Origin of the sequence: Bacillus sp. 2D03, assembly GCF_003946765.1 — a bacterium.
GTDB classification, from domain to species: domain Bacteria; phylum Bacillota; class Bacilli; order Bacillales; family Bacillaceae_G; genus Bacillus_A; species Bacillus_A cereus.
Genome location: NZ_RPSJ01000002.1, coordinates 515,315 through 537,668, shown reverse-complemented (window position 1 = coordinate 537,668; position 22,354 = coordinate 515,315). Strand labels below are relative to the sequence as shown.

The window sequence follows — 22,354 nt, the reverse complement described above, 5'->3', positions numbered from 1 at the left end:
GGCGATTGGATTGTATCACAAATTCTATTAAATTAAGTTTATATCAAAACACCATGCTTGCCCTGTTGTTGCAGACATAATGATATCCTTTTTTATTTTGTTAATTTAATAGAAGTGAGTGGGATGTCAAAAGCAATTTCTGTAAAATAATTTCATCAAAAGAAGGGGATTTATATGCATTTTGAAAGAGATAGATATTTTTTGGAGATGGCATTGGAAGAAGCAGAAAAGGCATTAAAAGAAAATACATATCCAGTAGGAGCAGTTATTGTTGATGGAAATAATAATGTCATTGCAAGAGGAAGAAATAGAGTGCATCCACAAAAAGACATAACAGCTCACGCAGAGATAGACGCTATTCGCAATGCAGGGGAAGCAATGTTTGATGCAAAAATAAAAAATGAGAAGTTTACTATTTATAGCACGTTGGAACCGTGTCCAATGTGTACAGGTGGTATTTTATTCGCAAAAATACAGAGAGTAGTCTGGTTACTAAATGACGACTTAGGTTTTGGTGGATATAAAAAGATAAAAAATGCTTTAGTTTTCGAAGGGAAATTTAATAAAATCGACATAGTGGAAGAACCATTTGAAGACTTAAAAACAAGACAAAAAGAACTTATGAGACAATGGGAGCTAAATCCCAATAATATTATTAATTTGCGTAGGGCTATAAAAAAATAGTTGTTTCTTTCAATTAAATCGGGATACTGCCACATTACCATCAATTTAAAAAATATAGTGAAATTATATCGATTTAACAATAGAATATGGAAGAATCTATTACGAATAGAAAGCCGTCCTAAAAGTATTCTAGGATGGTTCTTTTTGTTGTGAGGAGATAAAGAGTATGGAGAATAAACAGAGTAGAAATGAGTATGTAAGACGCATACATAAGGTTCAAGATTATATAGAATCAAACATAGACAGTTCATTATCCATTGAAGAGCTAGCTGATATAGCAGGATTTTCGAAGTATCATTTTCATCGGATTTTTAAAGGAATAGTTGATGAGCCATTATCTCGGTATGTGAATCGCTTGAAACTAGAAAGGGCAACACATTTACTTACATATCGCGCAGACATGACGATTACAGATATTGCGTATCACTTCGGATTCACAGATTCAGCAGTTTTTTCCCGAACATTTAAAAATTATTACGGCGTAAGTCCGTCTCAATATCGAAACGATAATAGCAAGAATTGCAAAGACGTAAGGGGAATTCCTCAATACAATGAATGTAAGAAGGTTCGAGGAAATGTTGAAATTGTAACAGCGGATAATATAAACGTCGCATACATAAGACATACAGGTACATATGAAGAGTTAGCTATAGCTTTTCCAGAAATGATAGAAAAATTATTTCGTTACGCGGCGAAGAAAAACTATCATGTATTTGAGGATACGAAAGTATTAACCATTTACCACAATCATCATGAATTTACTGAGGACTATCATTTAAGAACAAGTTTATGTATAACAATTCCGGATGCGTCCGCAGTAGAAACGAGTGATATTGGAATAATGATAATACCTTCAGGCAAGTATACAGTAGGACATTTTGAAATATTCCAAGATGAATATAAGGGAGCGTGGGACTTTATATATGGTGAGTGGCTGCCAAATAGCGGATATAAACCGAGAGACTCGTATCCTTTTGAAGTATATAGAAATGACCCAAAGCAGCATCCAAAGCATAAACATATAGTTGATATATATGTACCTATCGAACCTTTTTAATTACAGGTTAAAGGGGAAAGAATAATGAAAACTGCTGAAAAGTTAGATCAGATTATAAAAGAAGAATATGAAAATATGAGTGGTATGTTAGTAGTGCGGAAAGGTAATGTTATTTTTGAAAAATATTATAACGATTACGGACAAAATGATACATTTCATGTAGCGTCAGTTACAAAAACGATAATCTCTGCGCTAATTGGAATATGTATAGATAAGGGCTATATAAAAAGTGTTGATCAAAAAGTAATAGAGTTTTTCCCTGAATATAAAGTAAAGTCATCTGAAGTAACAGTGCGACACCTACTTACAATGACAGCTCCATACCCTTTTGTAGACTGGCAGGAACCGTTAGAAGAATTATGTACACAACTAGACTGGGTACAGTATACACTTCATAGAATGGGGAACGGTGGAGAGATTGGAGCTTTTAAATATTCATCTGCAGGAGCTCATATACTATCAGCGATCATAACGAACGCAATAGGAAAAAATGCGCGTGAATTTGCGAATGAATACTTATTTCAGCCACTCGGCATGAGAGAAATTCCAAACTATAATATGAAAGCATTTGGATTTGATGACTTATTCGGAAAAGATGTGAAAGGATGGGTTCACGATCCAAATGGTATTTCGACGGGCGGCTGGGGACTAACGTTAACGGTTAGGGATATGGCTAAGTTTGGACAGATGTATTTGAATGAAGGTATTCATAATGGAAAACAAGTTCTATCAAAATCATGGATAAAAGAATCAATAGCGATGAATTCAAATCAATATGGTTACTTATGGTGGTTACGAGAAGAAGAGGGTGTCTATTCGTATTGTGCAATGGGTGATGGTGGGAATATGATTTGTTGTATTCCAGAGAAGGAATTGGTTGTAGTAATTGCTTCTGAAGCTATGCCGAATGCACGGGATAGATGGGAATTAATTAAAGGGTGCATACTTCCTTATTTAAAAGATTAATATGGTTATTTTTATAAAAATAAGAATGAAAGGTTTAGTTAAACTTGTTTTGTTCTCCATGATAGAAAAAAGTATTGTGTTAACAAAGTTATGTAACTAAGATTATAAAATTTCAACACCTATACGATTATTAAATAATTGCAAGGTGTTGAAGTACTTTATAATCTATTAAAGCTGCTTTCAACTAAAAGAAGAAACATCTTTTTTCTTAGCTGTTTAACTATTTTTTAACTTTGTGAAGTATAAGATACATTGTGCCCAGCACAATTGCTAGTAAGGTAAATTTAATTAATTCTATTAGGCTGGCATCCCACTTGTGTTGTACTACATCTGTTAAATAAAATACATTAAACATACCATGTAAAATTGCGGGTGATATTACAGAACCACCATATTCTCTCGTGTACGTCAAAATTAAAGACAATATAAATAATAAAGAGAGATAACTTAATATTCCTACAAACTGAAACTTATAATTTTTATAAAAGATAGCTACTGGTAAATGCCATGAAGACCAAAGCAAAGCTATAATAATAGCTGTTTGCATAAATGAATATTTTTTTCGTAAATAGTAATGAAAATTCCCTCGCCATATAATCTCTTCTAATAATGCAGATAAAGATCCAATTGTAAGACCAACGAGCAAGAGGAATCCTAACTCATTCCAATGATGATATAAGAACTTTATATCATAAATATAAAAATAAAAATGAAGGCATAGTCCTAGAAGTAGTGGAAATAAAATGGAGAAAATTAGTGCTTTTAATTTTGGACGTGAAATTCCAAGTGTATGAACTATTTTTTGTTTCTTATATAACATTTGATATGAAATAACTGCTAAAAGCGGAACAACCATTGTAAACCCCAAATAATTACGACCATTTTCTATGTTCAGCAAGATGATATATACAAGTGATGTAAGAAAATAAATACATAATGTTGAATGATAAACTATGTGTTTATTAATATTTTTCACCTGCCTAAGTATGTATAAGTGGTTAATCGAATATCCGATATTTTAATTATATATGAAATGGAAATCGACAGAATGAATATTTCCATATTATTGTTTTTAAGAAAGAAAAAGTGTCGAAATTACATATATTGAACTTGTAGAAAAAATTAAATTATTCCCCGTAACTTTTCACAACAAAAAATCGTTAAACAAAAGAATAGATTTTTTATCACGAATGGGGGAGAACCATGAAGATTCTAATACTAGGCGGTACACGATTTTTAGGAAGAGCTTTTGTAGAAGAGGCGTTGAAAAGAGGGCATGAAGTTACAATATTTAATCGTGGAACAAACAATGAAATTTTTCCAGAAGTGGAACATTTAATCGGTGACAGAAATGGTGATGTATCAAGTTTAAAAAATCGAACGTGGGATGTTGTCATAGACACATGTGGATTTTCTCCACATCACATTAGGAATGTTGGAGAAGTGCTTAAAGATAATATTGAACACTATATATTCATCTCAAGCCTTTCCGTATATAAAGATTGGATTCCTCATGACATAAAAGAAGACTATATATTACAACCTGAACCGACGGAAGAGCAAATAAAGGCTGTAGAGAATGGTGAAATATCTCCTTATGAGCATTATGGTGCGCTGAAAGTATTATGCGAAAAAGAAGCAGAGAAGTATTGGCCGGGGCGTGTTTTACACGTAAGAGCAGGACTTCTTTCAGGAATGTTCGATTATACAGATCGACTTCCATACTGGATTCAGCGTGTAGCAAAAGGAGGTAACGTGTTAGTTCCAGGAAGAAAAAATCGTCCAGTGCAGATAGTTGATATAAAAGATGTCGCGAGATTTGGACTCAACATGGCAGAAAATAATAAAGCAGGTACATTCAATATAACAGGTCCGAATGATGAATTGACGATGGAAGAGCTATTAAATACGTGTAAAAAAGTTACGAATAGCGATGCTGAATTTGTTTGGATAGACGAATCGTTTATGAGTGAACACAATGTGCAGCCTTGGACAGAAATGCCTTTGTGGATTCCAGAAACTTTCCCATTAGATGGTGAGACGAAGCCGTGGAGAGGCGGGTTTTCTATTTGTATCGAAAGTGCGGTTAATGAAGGACTTACTTTTAGAAGAATAGACGAGACAGTTACAGATGTGTATGAGTGGATGGAGAGTACGGAAGAATGGGAATTAAAAGCAGGTATTTCAGGCGAGAGGGAGAAGGAATTGTTAGAAAGATGGTATCAATAAATTTAGCGGAGTTCTTTGAATATGCTTGATTGCACATAAGGAGGAAAAGGTGATGTGGAAAGACACCATTCACAGTATCTCATCAAATTTAAGCTTGAAAAACCCAGCTACGAAGGATGAACTTACTGATATACAAAAATGTTTACATGTGGAGTTACCGAATGATTTATATCAATTATTACAGGAAACAAACGGTATAGAAGGTGAATACGGTGACTTTATATGGTCTGCTTCAAAAATTAAAACTGAAAATATGAGTATAAGAAATATAGTTGATTTTAAGGATTTATACATGCCTTTTGACTGTTTATTATTTTTTGCTGATGGGGGAAATGGTGATTTGTTTGGCTATTCCATTTTGAATGGAAAAGTACAAAGAGATGATATATATGTATGGAACCATGAAAATGATAGTAGAACGTGGGTTGCTCCTTCTTTAAAGACTTTTATGGAGTGGTGGGAGAGTGGAAAGATGATAATTTAAATATAGTATCAAAAAAAGTGCCTTGTTACTAAAGAAACAAGGCACTTTTTCATGAATAATTAATCTACCACTCAATCGGTTCTTCTCCGTACATCTCCCATAGCTTAGGAAACATCTTTTTTAAACCTTCCTCATCGTCTTCATCCCAATCTAACTCGATATCAACTTCCTCAAACTCTTCATTTGTTAAGACATGGTATAGTGTAAAGTAAGTATCATCTTCATCCTCAGTCTTCTCCATGTAAACTTCTTGCCCGAAATGTAGAGTAAGTTCTTCAATCTCTGGAACGTCATACTCACTCAAATTTTCTAATACAGGAATTAATCGTTCTGGATCTTCAATACAAGCTTCGTATGTCTCTTTTCCTTGATATAATAACCATCCGCGGAAGTAATCGAAAGTATCATCTGAACAGCCACCCATAATAATATAGGCTGCTGCCCATAAACGGGAGGTATAGGAGTCTTTCAAAAGGTGATGCATATGCGTATCAAAAGCTACAATTTCATGTACTGTACGTTTAGCAAGGTGAGAAGTAAGCCATTCTATTTGTTCTTCTTGGTCCTCACCTTTCGTTTTTGCACGATGAAGTAGCTCCCAAAATTCTTCTTCGGTTATCGTTTTTTCTTTTATGTAATCTTCCCCAGGCAACGGGTCTGTATATCCTTTTTTACGTTTGGAAGCAACTAGTTTATTAGCTTCTTTCATACATTCTTCTTCTGTTTCAAACTCTTTCGCTTTCACACTGCCAGCTGTGCCAATTTTTCCGTAAAACACAACATAGTCTTTTTCTTTCACAACGATTTTCCAAAACTTATTTGATTTCTCAGTTTGCTGGGTTAATAACGTTTCCATCCGTACCCCCATAATGTTTTCTAGTGTGCAATATGATTGTAACATATGTATATACACTTGTAATGATGAAAAATAATAGTTTAGAAAATTCGAAAACCATTGAATGGAGTGGATAAATTTAGTAACCTTATTTGTACAGTAATTACATAATTGTTTTGTAATAATTCGATATTTATATAAGGGGGCGTTACGGATGGATCTTACGTTTAAAGTTGAGGAAACATGTTTTAATTACCGCGTTGGAGCAATTTGTAAACATGATAATAAAATACTCATTCTGCAAGGTGACGGTGAAGATTTTTGGTATGTACCCGGCGGTAGAGTAAAAATGCTAGAGAATAGTGAAGATGCATTAAAACGAGAACTTGCGGAAGAGATAGGTGTTCCTATTAAAAGGAAAAGGTTAATATGGTCAGTAGAAAATTTCTTTACACTTTCTGAGCGAAAGTTTCATGAAATTAGTTTTTATTATGAAGTAGAGCTATTTGAGTTACCTGCGAGTGGAGCGGATCAATATATTTTGGAAGAAGAGGGTAGAACGTATTTGTTTAGATGGGTGCCAGTAGAAGAACTGCATACATATAACTTACAGCCTGCATTTATAAAAGAGAAAGTAAAGGATGTATCAGTTCACACAGAACATATCGTATTACAAAAGTAAATGTATTCGGAGGGGAAAATGGTGAAGGGAACTAAAAAAGAGGTACATATAAATGACAAAGTAATTTATTACACACATATCGAACAAGGCTCTAGTACCGTTTGCTTTATGTTTTCAGGTTCAGGATACAATTATGATAAGCCGTTATTTTATTACGCAACGATGTTAATGCTTGAACATAAAATAGATGTTGTACATATTCATTATTCTTATGATGGACAATTAATGAATAAACCAATGGAAGAAGTAACGAAAGTAATGATGGATGATATTAATCCTGTAATAAATGAAGTATTAAAAGATGAGCAATACAACGAGACTATGTTTTTAGGGAAGTCACTCGGAACAATTCCGATTGCAAATGATTTAATGAAGAGAGAAGAATTCGCGCAGTCAAAAATGATACTACTTACACCTTTACTGACGTTTGATACAATTTTTGATTCTATCTTACATAGTCGACACGAAGGGTTTTTAGTTATTGGGGATAAAGATCACCAATACAATGCAGATCAAATTGATCAGTTATATAAAACGAATTTACAGATTGAAGTTGTCAAAAATGCAAATCATTCTGTAAATGTTGGGGGATATGAAACGGAAAATTCAATTGAGGCTATAGCGAAAATAATAGGAAAACTTAAAGAAGTTGTTAGGACAAACTAACCTATTAATACATGCAAAAGAGGTGCGAATTGCACCTCTTTTACTTTAATAAGCCTTCAAAACATGAAGTAAATAATCCTTACGATTCAGCGGATTATAATCAACACGTTTTCGAGTAGGGAAGGGAGCCATAAGTTTTGTGAAACCAGCTGGCTTCGTTGTAAATATGCCTTCTCCTTCTGTAAATGAATGTAGTATTCGTTTGAAACTCTCTGTTTTCGCAACAGGTAATGATCCTGTTAACTGATAAGAATTGTTATTGAATATAGGCTCTGCAAAAGTTGCTGGAACGGCAGCAAGCTTATACATTGCAGTACTAATTGCGTGCTCCGGTACAGTTAATTCAAATTCATTTACTGGTTCATATACATATGTTTCAGCTTGCTTTAAAGCATCCATTAATACGATCGGTGTCAAATTTCTAAAGTCACTCGCTGTTGTAACAGGACTAGCATAACCAGTATGTGTTAACGTGACGATAATATCTGTAACTTCCCATCCATATAATCCTTGTTTTAACGTTTGAAATACCGTATCTTCAATCGCTTTATGAAATGCTAAAGGTAGTGAGCCGAGCTCAACACCTAATTTATATGTTATACCGCAATTAAGTTCACCACGTTCAACTCTGAATCCGATTGTTGCGTAAAATGGATTCTCTTTTTCACCCATTACTTCAACAGAATTGCCTACGCCAATTGGTTTCTCGATACATACAACTCGCGTATTTGAAAAAGTAACCTGCAAATTATATTTCTCATAAAGTGTTGTTTCAATTACTTCTTTTTGTACCTCACCGAAAAGGCGAATATATAGTTCATTATGAACATCGTCTTTCCAAACTTTAATGAGCGGATCTTCTTCACATAGTTTCATAAGAACAGCGTATAAATTATGAATTTGCTCTTTAGGTACCGCATCAATGGCAGCTTCCATTTGTGGTTCGGCAAAGTGAATATCTTTTATATAATCCGTACGTTCACCGATAATATCACCAATTTTAATATCATTCAGCCCCCACACTTTACAAAACTCACCGCTAGGAACGGTAGAAGTTTGAACGGTATCTCCATTATGAAATAGGCACATTTTTTTTATCTTTTCTTTATGGAATAGAGACTTACTGCGCTGTATATTAACATATTTTCTAACATGTAAGCTACCTGAAAAAACTCTTATATAAGCAACCTTTTCTCCAGAAGGTTCACGTTCAATTTTAAAAACAACACCGGATAATGGTTCCTCTTGTGCCGATGTAAGAGCTGGAATGAGAGCCGGAAGTTTTTCAAGAAGTTCTGTTACGCCCATACCAGTCATTGCTGAACCGAAAAAGATTGGATACACATTCGCTTGCTGTATTTGCTGTTCTAGTTTTTCTCTTAATAGTGCGTCCGGTATTATTTCGTTATTTACATATGATTCAAGTAACGATTCATTAAATGGTGCTAACAGTTCCATACAATCGTCATATGATTTGTATTCAATGATCCGGGCTTCTTTCGTTCCTTCGTTTAGAACAGAGTAGAAGGGGAATGCTTCATTTGAAAGAACCTCTTTTATTTGTTTCATAACTTTTTCACTGTTTGCGCCACTACGATCAATTTTATTAACGAATAAAATAGTCGGTATGTTTAGTTTCTGTAATGTTCGCATTAAAATTTTTGTTTGTGCTTGCACACCTTCAACGGCAGAGATAACTAAAATCGCACCGTCTAGAACGCGGAATGATCGCTCCACTTCAGCGATAAAATCAGCGTGTCCAGGTGTATCAATGACATTTACTTTTACATCATCAATAAAGAAAGAAACGACAGATGCTTTAATCGTAATTCCGCGTTGTCTTTCTAATTCCATTGAGTCAGTTTGTGTATTACCACTATCTACTCGGCCAATTTCTTTAATCACATTCGTTTCATAAAGAATACGCTCAGTCAAACTCGTCTTGCCAGCGTCTACGTGCGCGACAATCCCTATATTTATTGTTGTCATTTGTGAATATCCTCATTTCATTTTCCATTTTCAATTCCTCATTTCTATTTGTATATTGCCGCATTATCAATCACTCTCCAGTTCTTTAAATTAGTATTATTATAGTGCAATTAACATTATTTGTAACGCTACAAAGCGCCTTAATTTGGAAAAAATAAAATAAAAACAAAATGCTTGCATTCTAAATCGATATAGATTATATTAATTGACATATCAACTATTGATACATCAAACATTTTTATTTTGATTGTAAAGGAGGGTTAATTTGACAAGTTCATGCTCAAAAGAAGCGATTATTTTATATAAATTACACTTTCTAAATAAAGAAGTAAGTTCGAAATTTGAAGGGTGTACGGGTATGAGCCAGTCTCGATTAGAGCTTATACTTCAGTTATATGAAGTAGGTGAAATTAGTCAAAAAGCACTTCAACAAGAAGTGAATATTGATAATGCTGCGATAACAAGGCATTTAAAGCAGCTTGAGGCCAATGAAATGATTGTAAGACGTAAAAATCCAGATGATAACAGAATTACGTTAGTTTCTCTTACTGAAGAGGGACGAAATAAAATTCAAGCATTTCAAGAGGAAAAAGAACGTTTTGCAGCATCTGCATTTAAAGGATTAAGTGAGGAAGAACGCGATAATCTTTTAAATATGTTAAATCACATTCAAGAAAATATAAAAGAATTATAAAAAAGGGAGAATACAACTATGACTAACTCAGTAAAAACAAATGATTTTAACGAAATTTTAACAGGACGTCGTTCAATTCGTAAGTACGACCCTTCAGTGAAAATTAGCAAAGAAGAAATGACAGAAATTCTTACAGAAGCAACACTTGCACCATCTTCAGTAAACATGCAACCATGGAGATTCGTAGTGATTGAAAGTGACGAAGCGAAAGCAACACTTGCGCCACTTGCGAAATTCAATCAATCTCAAGTAGAAACATCTTCAGCAATGATCGCTTTATTTGGTGACTTAAACAACTTTGATAACGCAGAAGAAATTTACGGTACAGCAGTAGAGCGTGGACTTATGCCAGCAGAAGTAAAAGAAGATCAAATGAAAAAACTTTCAACTTACTTCTCTATGGTTACACCAGAAGTAATGAAAGATACAGTATTAATTGACGGTGGTCTTGTAGCGATGCAATTTATGCTAGCAGCTCGTGCTCACGGCTATGACACTTGTCCAATTGGTGGTTTTGAGAAAGATCAAATCGCAGAAGCTTTCGGACTAGATAAAGACCGTCACGTACCAGTTATGTTAATTTCAATCGGAAAAGCTGCTGACAGTGGTTACCAATCAGTACGTCTTCCAATTGAAAAAGTTGCAGAGTGGAAATGATTTTATAAAAGAACTTCAATAAGTGAAAGATGAGAGGGGAAGCACCATGATTATTATTCACGCAATATTTCAAGTAGATCCAGCGAAACAACAAGCATTTTTAGAAGAAATTCGTCCGCTTATTCATAGTTCAAGAGAAGAAAGTGGAAATGTATCTTATGACTTATATAAAGATACAGAAAAAGAAAGTGTTTATACGATGGTAGAAGTATGGAAAGATGAAGCAGCAGTTGCGAGCCATAATACGAGTGAACACTTCACATCTTTCGTTAGTAAAGCAGCACAATTTTTAACTGCTCCGCTTAATATAAAAGCTTATAATGGAGAATTAGTAAAATAATAAGGTAGAAAAAGATGACTTTAGCATATGGCTGAAGTCATCTTTTTTGTATAAGTAGAATCCATTTTGGATTCAGTTATGTTGATTGATAAGTGTTGCTCGTATCCTCAGTAACTGTGGTGAATTGTATGTTAAATTCGAACATTCGGTTTATTGGGATATTTTTCCGTGTTATAATTTTCTTGTAAATAAAAGGTAGAGGGGAGTAAGTAATGGGAGAATTTCAAAGTAATTTGCATACGGCAACGCAACTTGCAACGAAAATGAGAAATGCTTCAGATAGAATGCAAAGTGCTACTAGTCGCTCTATAAATAAGGCAACGCGTACTACACTATCTGTGAACTTCAAGGCACAAGAAGCAAATCAACAAAATTTACAGATCACGAAACAATTTTGTACTGCTTTTCAACAAACAATTGATAATATCCATTCCGTAGCAAATGAATTTGAGAAAATGGATACAGGACTTCAAAAGACTTTTCAATAATGTAACAACCTACGTAAAGGGGAAAAGGTAGGGAGAAAAGATGAGTCAAGGAATTGAAACGAGAATCAATCAATGTAATCAAAAATTACGAATTATATTTGAAGAACAAAATGAAAACCGAATCGCGCTGCAAAATCAAGAACGAGCTGAGGCTAGTTTTCATGAATGGAAAAATAGAAGTAATCGTTTATTTAACCGAATACTAGAAACTTGGTATGGTGACAAAGAAGCATTTCACTTTTTTACGAATATGCGGCAAGAGATCGGGCAGTATGAAAGAAAACTTACATTCGAATTAGAAAACGAAAAAGAGACGTTGCTTAAAGAAAAACGGCATCTCAGTGAGAAAGAAAACAACCTTTCCTATGAACAGCAGCAACTACAAAGGGAGGCCAATACATGAGTTTAAACATGTATTTGGGAGAAGTACAAAGTCAAACTCAAAGTATGAACGCTATATGTAATGCTACGATTCAAAGTATGGAACAAGCCATTCAATCTATTGATGCATTTGCGATAGACACAGTATTACAAGGACAAACATACAGTAGTGCAAAAGCCTACCTTGTCCAAACATTTCGGCCATTAGCACAAGGAATCATATGCTTATGTGAAGAATTAATTCGCCAAAACGAAGCATTTCCAAACGATTTTCAAGCAAAAGTTGCTTCAACAGATGTTATCGAACATGAAATAAGACAACAAATACAAGAAATCAATCAATCCATTGTAAGTATAGAAGCAATAGAAGTACTTACACCAATGCCTGGAGTAGACGCAATTATTGCAGTCTTAATTGCAATGAGAAAAAAACTAGAAGAAAAACTAGAGCGTCTATATGAATTCAATCATTCATCCAGCAACAACTACAGCACCGCCCTCCAATTAGCGGCTAGCATCACAGCCGGACTCGCTGAAGTGCAAAGCGGGAAAGGATTTAGTCCTGTGAGTGGGACGTTTCATAGTGAAAAGTTAAATATGGAATGGGCAAAGCAAATTCAAATAATTATAGAAGAGAAAATACGGAAATCTGATAATGGTATTGGAAAAAGTGTAGACTTAGAGCACAATGTGTATAACGACATTGAAGGAATAAGCAGCGAAAATCAATCTATCAATAATAGATTTACAAAAGAAGAGATACAAGCGACACAAAAATACCTTGAAGGAATTAAAAATGGTACAATAAAAGGGAATATAGGTGAGGATTTCCAAGTTGAAACCGATGATTATGAAATGGAGCATAACATTTTTGGCCAGCCAGTCGGTGGTAGAAGGCCAGTACTCAATCCTTTTTTAATCGGTGTGGCGAAGTTTGGATTCGATTTTCTCTTTGGTGATCTTTTCACACTCTTTGACCCAGAAGCTACCTATGGTGAAAAACTCCTAGCAGTTGGGATGATGACTCCATATGGGAAAGGTGTAAAAATAGTTGATAAACTTCATAATTTAAAAAAGGTTGGAGATGTGAAGAAAGCAACGTCTGGGAGTGCGGGGGTTGCTAAGGGTACGGGTAAAGCTAATAACTTTAAATTTGGAGATAATGCTAAAAATCATTTAAAAAATGTTGAGAATATAAGCACTAAGAAAGGGGTTAGTGGTGGACATAACATGGATGAATTTTACAATGCTTTAAAAAATCAGGGTGTTGATGTAGAAGAATTAATTATATCTAAAAAATCACATTCTTCAATTGAAGGGATTTATGAGATAGAATACAAAATACCTAGAAAAGATATGGCTGGAAATATTGCAGAACCCGTTTCGTATAAAAATATTAAGGAGCCTAAAACAATATACGATCCAGCAATGATTAGTGATGATAAGATATATCAGTGGGGAAAAGAAGCGATGCAAAAGGGAACAATAAATGGTAGGCTTGTTGAAGGTACTGCTTCAAATGGATTGAAGTTCAGAGGTTATTTAAATGATGCTGGGGAGATAACTAACTTTTTCCCAATTCTAGACTGATATTATCAAGATACAATATTTATAGGAGGATAAAATGAATAGTAATTTTGAATTTATTGAAGATAAAGAGAAAAATGATGAATTGATGTCAATATATTTTAACTTTATAAACGGTAAGTACTTGGAAAGAGCTTTGAGTTTTTTTGTAAAAAAAGAGGGGTTTGGACAAGAAATAGTATTCGTTCATTTTCAGTCTGATTTAGATGAATTTGATATGTCACAGCTACCTACACCTTTAGATGATAAGCATGTGTTAGTTGAATTAGATTCTCCAGCTGTTGAGTCTGAACAACAAGTGTATTTGGATTTTGAAACTTTTTATAATTATTTGGAAGAACATGTGAAAAAAGAAGTGGAAAAAAATCCAGAAAGAAATGGATTAATGGATTTATTAGTGCAAGTTAAGCGTAGCTTAAATTTGTAATATCTTATAGCCATTTTACTAGATTCGTAGGGCAGAAAAAGAACTTTTTGAAGAACGCGTTTTTATTAGGATTTTATTATATTTCAATAAGGAAGATTGTCTGATATTGAATAAGTAAAGAGGAAGTTATAGATGAAAAAGACTCAACAAAAGAGACTTCACATTTGAGGTCTCTTTTGTTGATTTCAATTGAAAATTATTATTTGAGCGAATGCACTTTCGTACCTCACATTTCACAGGCACATAGGCTTCAATTGATGCTATATAGTATGTTTTTCAATGTCAAAAAACATTAAAAAAAACAGGGCAAAATTATTAAATAGCCGGGTCCATTGTAGAAATGTTTGAAGGTATCTCGCTCATAGGCGGATCTAATTTCTTAACTATCATGGCAGAAGTAGGAACTGGTGGGTTAGCATCACCAATTGTTATTCCATTAGATATAGTAGCAACAGCTACTGGGGCAAGTCTTTTTGTACATGGTGGATTTGTTTGGAATAAATCGATTCAAAATACTAAGGATACTATTCAAAAAATCCAGTCTTCTGGTGGAGGTGCGGCTAACGGTAAACCTAGCAGTAACAAAAATAAAACTGTAGATAATTTTGATGCAAAAACAGCTACCAATAAGCAAAAAGGTAATTATGGTGAAATAAAATCTAGTGACAATTTATTGAATAATCAAAGTTTAAAAGAAGCTGGATTTGATTTAAAGCCAGTCGGAAAAAGTGCACCAACAGGTATAAATGATAAAATAGTAAAAGGAATTGATGGATTATACGAAAATGCAAATCAAAATTCAAATATTAAATATGTTATTGATGAAGCAAAGTTTGGTAGTTCACAATTAGGAAAAACTAAAGATGGACGACAAATGTCAAATGATTGGTTGAATGGTGCGAAGACCCGAAAAAGTAGGATATTGAAGGCTGTTGATGGAGATGCAAAATTAGCATCAAAGATTACGAAAGCATTACAAGATCAGGAAGTTGAGAGAGTGTTATCAAAGGTTGATAGTAGTGGAAATGTGAAAACATTTAGAATAGATGCAAAGGGAGACATAATTGGAGAATGGCCATAATTTAAGGCACTAGGAGGAATTGAATAGTATGAGAGATCCTTTATGTATAGAAGAAAAATGTAGAGAAGGAATAGAATATAATAAAGAGTTTATTGAGGAAAATAGAGAGGAGATTAAAAGTTTTGAAGAAGATGAAAGGAATGGTATTCAAAGAAAGGCTAAAGATAATAAAAGTCTTATAGAAGGAAGGTATCTATTAAATTTTAATTATGAGTTAGAGGATATTAACGCAAAATATTCCCTAGGAGAAGCTATCCATACAATAGAAGGAGATTTTGACAACGCTCTTATTGATTTGGGGCATATAGGGGAAAGAGAAGTTGGATATTTAAATCTAATTTGGATGATATCTCTAGGAATTTTATTAGAGACGGAGAAAAAGAATCTTGTAAGTTTAGCTAAGCTAGTTGAGAAGGAAAATATGAATGACGCAGTAATTGATTTCCTCTTATGCGCTAGTGATATTGGATACACAAACATGACGAACAGATATTATAAAGAAAATCCATATGCAAAAACGAGAGAGATTATAGAACTTGCACAAACAGATAAAAAAGAAGCGTCTAAAAGATTGCAAACGTATATGGAGAAAGAATGGTTTAAAGGCCATTATGATTATGAATGGAAAAATGCACATAAAGAACCTGGATATGTGGGGTATTGGAGCTTTGAGACAGCTGCAATAGTAAAGATACTCGGACTTGATGATACAAGTTTAAAAGGTAATAACCATTATCCATATGATTTGGCACATTATAAAAATGAAATGAAATTTAAGCATATAGACCTAAGTGAATATCACTATGAAGATGAGACAGAAGAAATCGAGGATATAGTAGAAGGAATTGAACATAATCCTACATTGGAAAATATTATTCCGCCAAGATGGCATTCATTGGTCAATGAATTAATACATGATTATGAGAATATGGATGATAGTAGTTTTTATGAAAAATACAAAAAAACGATAGGAATAGGTCAAGTATGGTTTTTACCACAAGAGTATGAAGAAGAAAATGAGCAAAAAAATCTATTAGGAAGTTTAATTGTGTTTGCCCTGACGGTAAGAGATTATATATTACAATTGGATTATAAAGAGGATTTAGAGGACTACATTGATAATCTTAAAAATTTCTGGAATGGATCAGAAACAAAGTTAATTCAATTTATTTTAGAGAATGATCAAAATTATTATGCATGGGTACCAAAAGAAGCAAACATCCCAAATATGTATGAAGTGAAGATTGAGAGTGTTGATGTAGAGGAAGTTCTATAATAAGCAAATTAAAACATTGTGTATCATGAGTAATGTTGAAAAACTAATTTATACGGAATTTAATGAATTAAGAGGTTAAAAATAGTGGTAGTTTGGAGAATCCAACTACCACTATTTTTGTGTTTGGGAATGGTTCTGTAAATTAAGTAGAGTATTTCAGAGTATATATATTATGTAGGAGAAGTAAATAAGTTAAAGGCGCTAAATAAAATCGGTCATATCGCAAAGACATTAAGTGGAGTAAGTACATTTGCTAATGCAGTAAAACTAGCAAAAGAATTGAAGCCTACGCTTGAAATGTTACAATCATTTAAGAAAGAGGCTTCCTATGCATTCTCTAATGTTGGTGGAACTATTATAACCAAAATACCACAAGGTGAATTGATAGAAGCTTATTATAAGTTTGCGAAGTCTAAAGATGGTGGTAAGGGTACGGGTGAAACTGTAAGCAATTATCTTGATGATATAGTCGAGGCTGGTGGTACCAGAAGAGAAATAAATTCTAAACTTCGAAATCCATTAGATAATCCTAAGATAGCAAAGGAGATTGAGGGAAATACTGAAGCTGTATATGGATATTCACCTAAGAAGGAATCTGCCTTAAATAAGTTTGGGGTAGACTGGACAAATGGTGATGAAGTTGCTTATGCAAGAAGCGAAAGAATAAAGTATCATGAAAAAATACAACAAAAAAGAATACAACTAGAACAAGATATTAAAAATCTTCAAAATGATGGGCTATCTATGGAGGAAATTGCTAGATTGAAAGTCGAAGAGCGAAATCAAGGAAGAATGGAAACGTATATAAAATCTAATAATTTAGATGGATTGAATGCAATGAAAGAAAGAAATATTCTTGAATATGGCAGGGCAGAAGGACCTACACCTGAACAACTTTATAAAAAGTATGGTTCATGGGAAGATGTGATATATGGCAGTTTAAAAACAAATCCAGCAATGGATGTCTTGACAGGATTATTTCATAGTATGGGAGGAAAATAATTATGAAAGAAGAAAAAATACAAGGTAATATAAAGTGGATTGCATACAATAATTTAAGATTTAGAATAGAGAAGGTTAATGATGATTCATCCGTAATTTGGGTTTCTGATAATTTTGTAAATTTATGTTTTACCTTAGTAATGAATGACTTTTTAAGTAAATGTGAGGATGAGTTGAATATAAATATCGAAATTGATTTGACTTGGAATAATCATAGAGGTTTGATTATAAAAAATCATGATATAAATCTAATTTTAGGAGAAATAATTAATTTTATTAGCGAATGGGAGTTAGAAGGAAATTCAAATGCTGATAATTTTTCTACGGAAGAGTGGTATTCAGCATAAGCTTGCAGGGTATGCTAGCTTTCCATCATTTTTAGGAATTTAAAAATATGGAGGGAAATTTAAATTTAATGTATGTTTAGGGGACATTGAATGTGAATTGAAACTAACGAGTTAGATAAATATTTTAAGCAACTAGTGAGGAATGAATTCTGTATAGTAAAGAATTCATTCCTTTTAAGTTTGTTTTAATTTACTTGTAATTATAGTAGTTAATATTTGAAGAGGCAATCACCCTAAGTCGTAAAGACACGAAAGCCTATACTCAAAGTAAGATTTCAAAGCTTTAGGAAGAAATTGGTTGAGTTAAAGGGGCTAAGGATGATACTTAGGATACGGCTAACGGTAAACCTAGCAGTAGCAAAAACACAAATGTAGAAAATTTTGATGCAAAAACAGCTACAAATAAACAAAAAGGTAATTATGGTGAAATAAAATCTAGTGACAATTTATTGAATAATCAAAGTTTAAAAGAAGCTGGATTTGAGTTAAAGCCAGTCGGAAAAAGTGCACCATCTGGCATAAATGATAAAATAGTAAAAGGAATTGATGGATTATACGAAAATGCAAATGCAGAATCAAAGATCAAATACGTTATAGATGAAGCTAAGTTTGGTAGTTCACAATTGGGGAAAACTAAAGATGGACGACAAATGTCAAATGATTGGTTGAATGGTGCGAAGACGCGAAAAAGTAGGATATTGAAGGCTGTTGATGGAGATATGAAATTATCAATAAAAATTACGAATGCATTGAAAAAAGGTGAAGTGGAAAGAGTACTATCAAAAGTTGATAGTACTGGGAACGTTAAAACTTATAGAATAGATGCAAAGGGAGACATTATTGGAGAATGGCCATAAGTTTAGAAGCCAGGAGGAATTGAAAGGTATGAGAGATCATTTATGTATAGAAAAAAAATGTAGAGAAGTAATAGAATATAATAAAGAGTTTATTGAGGAAAATAGAGTTGAAATTAAAAGTTTAGAAGAAGATGAAAAAAAAGGTATTCAAAGGTATCCTAATGATAATATAAGTATCATAGAAGAATTCTATCAGTCAAATTTTATATACGATTTGGATAATGTTAATGCAAAATATTCCCTAGGAGAAGCTATCCATACAATAGAAGGAGATTTTGACAACGCTCTTATTAATTTGAAGCATATAGGAAAAAAAGAAGTTGGATATTTAAATCTAATTTGGATGATATCTCTAGGGATTTTATTAGAGACGGAGAAAAAGAATCTTGTAAGTTTAGCTAAGCTAGTTGAGAAGGAAAATATGAATGACGCAGTAATTGATTTCCTCTTATACGCTAGTGATATCGGATACACAAAAGTGACGAATAGATATTATAAAGAAAATCCATATGCAAAAACGAGAGAGATTATAGAACTTGCACAAACAGATAAAAAAGAAGCATCTAAAAGATTACAAACATATATGGAGAAAGAATGGTTTAGAGGCCATTATGATTATGAATGGAAAAATGCGCATAAAGAACCTGAATATGTAGGATATTGGAGTTTTGAAACAGCGGCGCTTGCGAAAATTTTGGAACTTGATGATACATGTTTAAAAGATAATAATCACTATCCTTATGATTTGGCACATTATAAAAATGAAATGAAATTTAAGCATATAGACCTAAGTGAATATCACTATGAAGATGAGACAGAAGAAATCGAGGATATAGTAGAAGGAATTGAACATAATCCTGCATTGGAAAATATTATTCCTCCAAAATGGCATTCATTGGTCAATGAATTAATACATGATTATGAGAATATGGATGATAGTAGTTTTTATGAAAAATACAAAAAAATGATAGGAATAGGTCAAGTATGGTTTTTACCACAAGAGTATGAAGAAGAAAATGAGCAAAAAAATCTATTAGGAAGTTTAATTGTGTTTGCCCTGACGGTAAGAGATTATATATTACAATTGGACTATAAAGAAGATTTAGAAGACTACATTGATAATCTTAAAAATTTCTGGAATGTTTCAGAAACAAAGTTAGTTCAATTTATGTTAGAGAATGATCAAAATTATTATGCATGGGTACCAAAAGAAGCAAACATCCCAAATATGTATGAAGTGAAGATTGAGAGTGTTGATGTAGAGGAAGTTCTATAACGAACAAATCGAAATGGTTTTTATTATATGTAATATTAGAATGCATTTTACTAGTTAATTCAAAACAATGCATGCGTGGCAGAAAAAAGGATGTATTGTTACTAAAAATTAGAGGGAAAGAAGGCTGTTGGATTGAGTTAAGCACCTCATTGTCAATATACGACAATAGGTGCTTTTTTGCGTGCAATGAAGAAAAAATAAAAGATTTATTTTCACTCTATTTCATCTTCGAATTACATGTTATAATTTGGAAAAAAATATATTCTTAATTTTTAGATAATTAAAAGGTGGTAGATTACTATATGAGTACATTAAAGAAAATTACTAATAATATTTCGAAGGTTATTATAGGAAAAGACGAATCGATAGAACTAGCAGCCATTGCTCTAATAGCAAGGGGACATATTTTATTAGAAGATGTACCTGGGACAGGAAAAACAACATTAGCGAAAAGTTTGGCTAAAAGTGTGGACGCTAAATTTCAAAGAATACAATTTACAGCGGATACTTTGCCTGGAGATGTTATTGGTCTTGAATATTTTCATGTAAAGGAATCGGATTTTAAAACAAGGTTAGGACCGATTTTTGCAAATATCGTATTAGTGGATGAAATTAATCGAGCTGTACCGAGAACACAATCTTCGTTACTTGAGGTTATGGAAGAGCGTACTGTTACAATTGCGAAACAGACACATTCATTACCAGAACCTTTTTTAGTTATAGCAACGCAAAATCCACTCGAATCAGCGGGCACATTTCCGTTACCAGATGCTCAGTTAGACCGGTTTTTACTCACAATACGCCAAGGTTATCCTACGAGAGAAGCTGAAAAGGAAATGATGAATCGGTTTCAAATGAATGATCCATTAGAAACGTTACATTCTATTATTTCAAGTGAAGAAATTATTACGATGCAAAAGCGTGCAAGAGAAGTGTTAGTAGGGAATGATGTGCAAGATTATCTCCTTGAAATTATTGAAGCAACTCGTAACCATGAGTTAATTGAAATTGGTGTAAGCCCTCGGGGAACGTTGGCATTTATGAGAGCAATTCAAGCACGGGCAATATTAAATGAAAGAGATTACTGTACGCCAGATGATATTAAGACGCTCGCTGCATCAGTTTGTGCTCATCGTTTAACGTTAACGATTGAGGGAGAGATGAAAACGACGAAAGAACAAATTATGAAAGAAATTCTTCATACGATTAGTGTGCCAGTGGAGAATGTACGATGAATCAACAGCTTGCGTATACACCTTTAGCGGAGCCTTTCGTAATGGGGGTTATGTCAGTTGTAGCCGTTATTTTAAGTGTATTTTCAAGTAATCTACTGTTTTTATCTCTCGTATTTTTATATGTAATTTTAATAGGTGCTATGCATGTATATATACGTAAAGTATCTCGTGTTGAATGGGAATACATTCAAGGGAATTCGAACGTTTTTATAGGTGAAACGAATATGTGCAAAATGAAAATTTCAAACAAGTCGATATTTCCTATTCTTAATATCGTATTTCGATTTAAATGTGAAAATAAGCTAACTTGGAATCATGATGAAATAAACAAAAATCATAGTACAGGTTCAAATTATTATATGAATTTTAATTTAAAAGGAAGGGAGTCAGTTTCATTTGATTTGCAAGCTGTAGCGTTAAAAAGAGGCATCGCGAAATGGGAAGAAGTTGAAATTGTTATTACTGATCTCTTTGGATTTATAACGAACCATATAACATATAAACAAGTTGATACGCCCTCTTATTTAGTCTTACCAGCTGTTCCGAAAATACAAGTTCCTGAATTACAAGAATGGTCACGAGGATTTCGAAAAGCGATGTCTTCACCCTTATATGATGAAACGAAAGTAATGGGAGTAAAGTCTTATGAAAATGAAGATTTTCGTTCCATCCACTGGAGTGCAACAGCGAAAACAGGGACGATAACTGCGAAAAAGTATGAGCGAACACAATGTGATAAATACGCGATTTATCTCAACTTGCAAAATAAAAGTGGTGTTTCTTTGCGAAATGATATAGAGGAACTAATTGAATTAACAGCAGGTATATGCAAACAACTTCTTATGCAAAACTGTTCGTTTGAAGTATGGATCAATAGTGTAAAAGATAACGGTTTGCTACATATAAAAAATGGGGATAATCGGAAACATTTGCAAAATGTATTAAAGGTACTTGCCTCGATATCAGACCAAGATACGCCTATATCTTCTTCTTACTTTTACACAGCAGGCTTTCGTCGAAAGGAACTGGATGCGGTTCCTTTAATTATTGGTACTTCACCAAAGAAATACAGTAGAACGAATAAATGGATTGTAATGAAAGAATAAGAAGGGGC

The 22,354-nt window shown here is 33.3% G+C and carries 22 protein-coding genes and 3 pseudogenes; 22 read left to right on the top strand and 3 right to left on the bottom strand.

Annotated features, from left to right (window positions below; translation table 11 throughout):
• Positions 1-174: 174 nt before the first annotated feature.
• The 3 genes from EBQ15_RS07830 to EBQ15_RS07820 all read left to right on the top strand — a co-directional run bounded on the left by EBQ15_RS07830 (position 175) and on the right by EBQ15_RS07820 (position 2,707).
• On the top strand, positions 175-684 hold the full coding sequence (locus tag EBQ15_RS07830; RefSeq protein WP_000545359.1) for a nucleoside deaminase: 510 nt from the start codon (positions 175-177) through the stop codon (positions 682-684).
• A 166-nt stretch (positions 685-850) separates the two neighbouring features.
• Positions 851-1,741: an AraC family transcriptional regulator gene (locus EBQ15_RS07825; RefSeq protein WP_000428664.1), complete on the top strand. Its 891-nt coding sequence runs from the start codon at positions 851-853 to the stop codon at positions 1,739-1,741.
• A gap of 24 nt (positions 1,742-1,765) precedes the next feature.
• Positions 1,766-2,707, top strand: coding sequence for a serine hydrolase domain-containing protein (locus tag EBQ15_RS07820; protein WP_000844661.1), 942 nt, complete (start codon positions 1,766-1,768; stop codon positions 2,705-2,707).
• A 220-nt stretch (positions 2,708-2,927) separates the two neighbouring features.
• Here the strand turns inward: EBQ15_RS07820 and EBQ15_RS07815 are convergent, their stop codons facing one another.
• Positions 2,928-3,683, bottom strand: coding sequence for a CPBP family intramembrane glutamic endopeptidase (locus EBQ15_RS07815; RefSeq protein ID WP_002000090.1), 756 nt, complete (start codon positions 3,681-3,683; stop codon positions 2,928-2,930).
• A gap of 227 nt (positions 3,684-3,910) precedes the next feature.
• Here EBQ15_RS07815 and EBQ15_RS07810 point away from each other — a divergent pair, with 227 nt between their 5' ends.
• Both EBQ15_RS07810 and EBQ15_RS07805 read left to right on the top strand, forming a co-directional pair.
• Entirely contained in the window at positions 3,911-4,936 is a 1,026-nt protein-coding gene (locus EBQ15_RS07810; RefSeq protein ID WP_000697702.1) for an SDR family oxidoreductase, read from the top strand.
• 52 nt (positions 4,937-4,988) lie between these two features.
• The gene (locus EBQ15_RS07805) at positions 4,989-5,420 is read left to right on the top strand and encodes an SMI1/KNR4 family protein (RefSeq protein WP_000265339.1); all 432 of its coding nucleotides are present in this window, start codon (positions 4,989-4,991) and stop codon (positions 5,418-5,420) included.
• A 64-nt stretch (positions 5,421-5,484) separates the two neighbouring features.
• Here EBQ15_RS07805 and EBQ15_RS07800 read toward each other — a convergent pair whose 3' ends face one another.
• The gene (locus EBQ15_RS07800; protein WP_000449212.1) at positions 5,485-6,276 is read right to left on the bottom strand and encodes a DUF4240 domain-containing protein; all 792 of its coding nucleotides are present in this window, start codon (positions 6,274-6,276) and stop codon (positions 5,485-5,487) included.
• 193 nt (positions 6,277-6,469) lie between these two features.
• Here EBQ15_RS07800 and EBQ15_RS07795 point away from each other — a divergent pair, with 193 nt between their 5' ends.
• Together EBQ15_RS07795 and EBQ15_RS07790 are read left to right on the top strand one after the other, a co-directional pair.
• Positions 6,470-6,937 (top strand): NUDIX hydrolase, encoded by a 468-nt coding sequence (locus EBQ15_RS07795; protein WP_000366229.1) that lies wholly within the window; start codon positions 6,470-6,472, stop codon positions 6,935-6,937.
• Positions 6,938-7,603 carry a hypothetical protein gene (locus EBQ15_RS07790; RefSeq protein ID WP_002000094.1) on the top strand — a complete coding sequence of 222 codons (666 nt, stop codon included), beginning with the start codon at positions 6,938-6,940 and terminating at the stop codon, positions 7,601-7,603.
• A 45-nt stretch (positions 7,604-7,648) separates the two neighbouring features.
• Here the strand turns inward: EBQ15_RS07790 and EBQ15_RS07785 are convergent, their stop codons facing one another.
• Positions 7,649-9,592, bottom strand: coding sequence for an elongation factor G (locus EBQ15_RS07785; protein ID WP_000207807.1), 1,944 nt, complete (start codon positions 9,590-9,592; stop codon positions 7,649-7,651).
• Between the two features lie 265 nt (positions 9,593-9,857).
• Between EBQ15_RS07785 and EBQ15_RS07775 the strand changes: the two genes are divergently transcribed.
• The 15 genes and pseudogenes from EBQ15_RS07775 (at position 9,858) to EBQ15_RS07705 (ending at position 22,346) form a co-directional block, all read left to right on the top strand.
• Entirely contained in the window at positions 9,858-10,286 is a 429-nt protein-coding gene (locus EBQ15_RS07775; RefSeq protein ID WP_000204172.1) for a MarR family winged helix-turn-helix transcriptional regulator, read from the top strand.
• 18 nt (positions 10,287-10,304) lie between these two features.
• Positions 10,305-10,943, top strand: coding sequence for a nitroreductase family protein (locus EBQ15_RS07770; protein ID WP_000185395.1), 639 nt, complete (start codon positions 10,305-10,307; stop codon positions 10,941-10,943).
• 46 nt (positions 10,944-10,989) lie between these two features.
• Positions 10,990-11,283 (top strand): putative quinol monooxygenase, encoded by a 294-nt coding sequence (locus tag EBQ15_RS07765; RefSeq protein ID WP_000583807.1) that lies wholly within the window; start codon positions 10,990-10,992, stop codon positions 11,281-11,283.
• 212 nt (positions 11,284-11,495) lie between these two features.
• On the top strand, positions 11,496-11,771 hold the full coding sequence (locus EBQ15_RS07760; protein WP_000503639.1) for a TIGR04197 family type VII secretion effector: 276 nt from the start codon (positions 11,496-11,498) through the stop codon (positions 11,769-11,771).
• 40 nt (positions 11,772-11,811) lie between these two features.
• The gene (locus EBQ15_RS07755; RefSeq protein ID WP_000077521.1) at positions 11,812-12,174 is read left to right on the top strand and encodes a DUF3958 family protein; all 363 of its coding nucleotides are present in this window, start codon (positions 11,812-11,814) and stop codon (positions 12,172-12,174) included.
• The gene (locus EBQ15_RS07750; RefSeq protein WP_000056107.1) at positions 12,171-13,742 is read left to right on the top strand and encodes an EndoU domain-containing protein; all 1,572 of its coding nucleotides are present in this window, start codon (positions 12,171-12,173) and stop codon (positions 13,740-13,742) included. Before EBQ15_RS07755 ends, EBQ15_RS07750 begins: the two co-directional genes overlap by 4 nt.
• Before the next feature lie 34 nt (positions 13,743-13,776).
• A complete protein-coding gene (locus EBQ15_RS07745) occupies positions 13,777-14,166 on the top strand; it encodes a hypothetical protein (protein ID WP_001087574.1) in 390 nt (129 codons plus the stop codon).
• Positions 14,167-14,485: 319 nt separating this feature from the next.
• Positions 14,486-15,247 (top strand): annotated as a pseudogene (locus EBQ15_RS07740) (hypothetical protein); the annotation flags it as partial.
• A 28-nt stretch (positions 15,248-15,275) separates the two neighbouring features.
• Positions 15,276-16,523 (top strand): PoNi-like cognate immunity protein, encoded by a 1,248-nt coding sequence (locus EBQ15_RS07735; RefSeq protein WP_033693036.1) that lies wholly within the window; start codon positions 15,276-15,278, stop codon positions 16,521-16,523.
• Between the two features lie 195 nt (positions 16,524-16,718).
• Positions 16,719-17,525, top strand: a pseudogene (locus EBQ15_RS07730) (T7SS effector LXG polymorphic toxin); the annotation flags it as partial.
• 2 nt (positions 17,526-17,527) lie between these two features.
• A complete protein-coding gene (locus EBQ15_RS07725) occupies positions 17,528-17,872 on the top strand; it encodes a hypothetical protein (RefSeq protein WP_000656836.1) in 345 nt (114 codons plus the stop codon).
• Between the two features lie 329 nt (positions 17,873-18,201).
• Positions 18,202-18,729 (top strand): annotated as a pseudogene (locus EBQ15_RS07720) (hypothetical protein); the annotation flags it as partial.
• Between the two features lie 28 nt (positions 18,730-18,757).
• Positions 18,758-20,005 (top strand): PoNi-like cognate immunity protein, encoded by a 1,248-nt coding sequence (locus EBQ15_RS07715; RefSeq protein ID WP_115735430.1) that lies wholly within the window; start codon positions 18,758-18,760, stop codon positions 20,003-20,005.
• 302 nt (positions 20,006-20,307) lie between these two features.
• Positions 20,308-21,240, top strand: a complete 933-nt coding sequence (locus tag EBQ15_RS07710; protein ID WP_000105669.1) for an AAA family ATPase — start codon at positions 20,308-20,310, stop codon at positions 21,238-21,240.
• Positions 21,237-22,346 (top strand): DUF58 domain-containing protein, encoded by a 1,110-nt coding sequence (locus EBQ15_RS07705; protein WP_001075774.1) that lies wholly within the window; start codon positions 21,237-21,239, stop codon positions 22,344-22,346. Before EBQ15_RS07710 ends, EBQ15_RS07705 begins: the two co-directional genes overlap by 4 nt.
• Positions 22,347-22,354 lie beyond the last annotated feature (8 nt).

What these genes read in the sequence shown, in the direction of transcription:
- EBQ15_RS07830 (WP_000545359.1), top strand. Translation starts at nt 175, where the DNA reads ATGCATTTTGAAAGAGATAGATATTTTTTGGAGATGGCATTGGAAGAA.
- EBQ15_RS07825 (WP_000428664.1), top strand. Translation starts at nt 851, where the DNA reads ATGGAGAATAAACAGAGTAGAAATGAGTATGTAAGACGCATACATAAG.
- EBQ15_RS07820 (WP_000844661.1), top strand. Translation starts at nt 1,766, where the DNA reads ATGAAAACTGCTGAAAAGTTAGATCAGATTATAAAAGAAGAATATGAA.
- EBQ15_RS07810 (WP_000697702.1), top strand. Translation starts at nt 3,911, where the DNA reads ATGAAGATTCTAATACTAGGCGGTACACGATTTTTAGGAAGAGCTTTT.
- EBQ15_RS07805 (WP_000265339.1), top strand. Translation starts at nt 4,989, where the DNA reads ATGTGGAAAGACACCATTCACAGTATCTCATCAAATTTAAGCTTGAAA.
- EBQ15_RS07800 (WP_000449212.1), bottom strand. Translation starts at nt 6,276, where the DNA reads ATGGAAACGTTATTAACCCAGCAAACTGAGAAATCAAATAAGTTTTGG.
- EBQ15_RS07795 (WP_000366229.1), top strand. Translation starts at nt 6,470, where the DNA reads ATGGATCTTACGTTTAAAGTTGAGGAAACATGTTTTAATTACCGCGTT.
- EBQ15_RS07790 (WP_002000094.1), top strand. Translation starts at nt 6,938, where the DNA reads ATGTATTCGGAGGGGAAAATGGTGAAGGGAACTAAAAAAGAGGTACAT.
- EBQ15_RS07785 (WP_000207807.1), bottom strand. Translation starts at nt 9,592, where the DNA reads ATGACAACAATAAATATAGGGATTGTCGCGCACGTAGACGCTGGCAAG.
- EBQ15_RS07770 (WP_000185395.1), top strand. Translation starts at nt 10,305, where the DNA reads ATGACTAACTCAGTAAAAACAAATGATTTTAACGAAATTTTAACAGGA.
- EBQ15_RS07765 (WP_000583807.1), top strand. Translation starts at nt 10,990, where the DNA reads ATGATTATTATTCACGCAATATTTCAAGTAGATCCAGCGAAACAACAA.
- EBQ15_RS07760 (WP_000503639.1), top strand. Translation starts at nt 11,496, where the DNA reads ATGGGAGAATTTCAAAGTAATTTGCATACGGCAACGCAACTTGCAACG.
- EBQ15_RS07755 (WP_000077521.1), top strand. Translation starts at nt 11,812, where the DNA reads ATGAGTCAAGGAATTGAAACGAGAATCAATCAATGTAATCAAAAATTA.
- EBQ15_RS07750 (WP_000056107.1), top strand. Translation starts at nt 12,171, where the DNA reads ATGAGTTTAAACATGTATTTGGGAGAAGTACAAAGTCAAACTCAAAGT.
- EBQ15_RS07745 (WP_001087574.1), top strand. Translation starts at nt 13,777, where the DNA reads ATGAATAGTAATTTTGAATTTATTGAAGATAAAGAGAAAAATGATGAA.
- EBQ15_RS07735 (WP_033693036.1), top strand. Translation starts at nt 15,276, where the DNA reads ATGAGAGATCCTTTATGTATAGAAGAAAAATGTAGAGAAGGAATAGAA.
- EBQ15_RS07725 (WP_000656836.1), top strand. Translation starts at nt 17,528, where the DNA reads ATGAAAGAAGAAAAAATACAAGGTAATATAAAGTGGATTGCATACAAT.
- EBQ15_RS07715 (WP_115735430.1), top strand. Translation starts at nt 18,758, where the DNA reads ATGAGAGATCATTTATGTATAGAAAAAAAATGTAGAGAAGTAATAGAA.
- EBQ15_RS07710 (WP_000105669.1), top strand. Translation starts at nt 20,308, where the DNA reads ATGAGTACATTAAAGAAAATTACTAATAATATTTCGAAGGTTATTATA.
- EBQ15_RS07705 (WP_001075774.1), top strand. Translation starts at nt 21,237, where the DNA reads ATGAATCAACAGCTTGCGTATACACCTTTAGCGGAGCCTTTCGTAATG.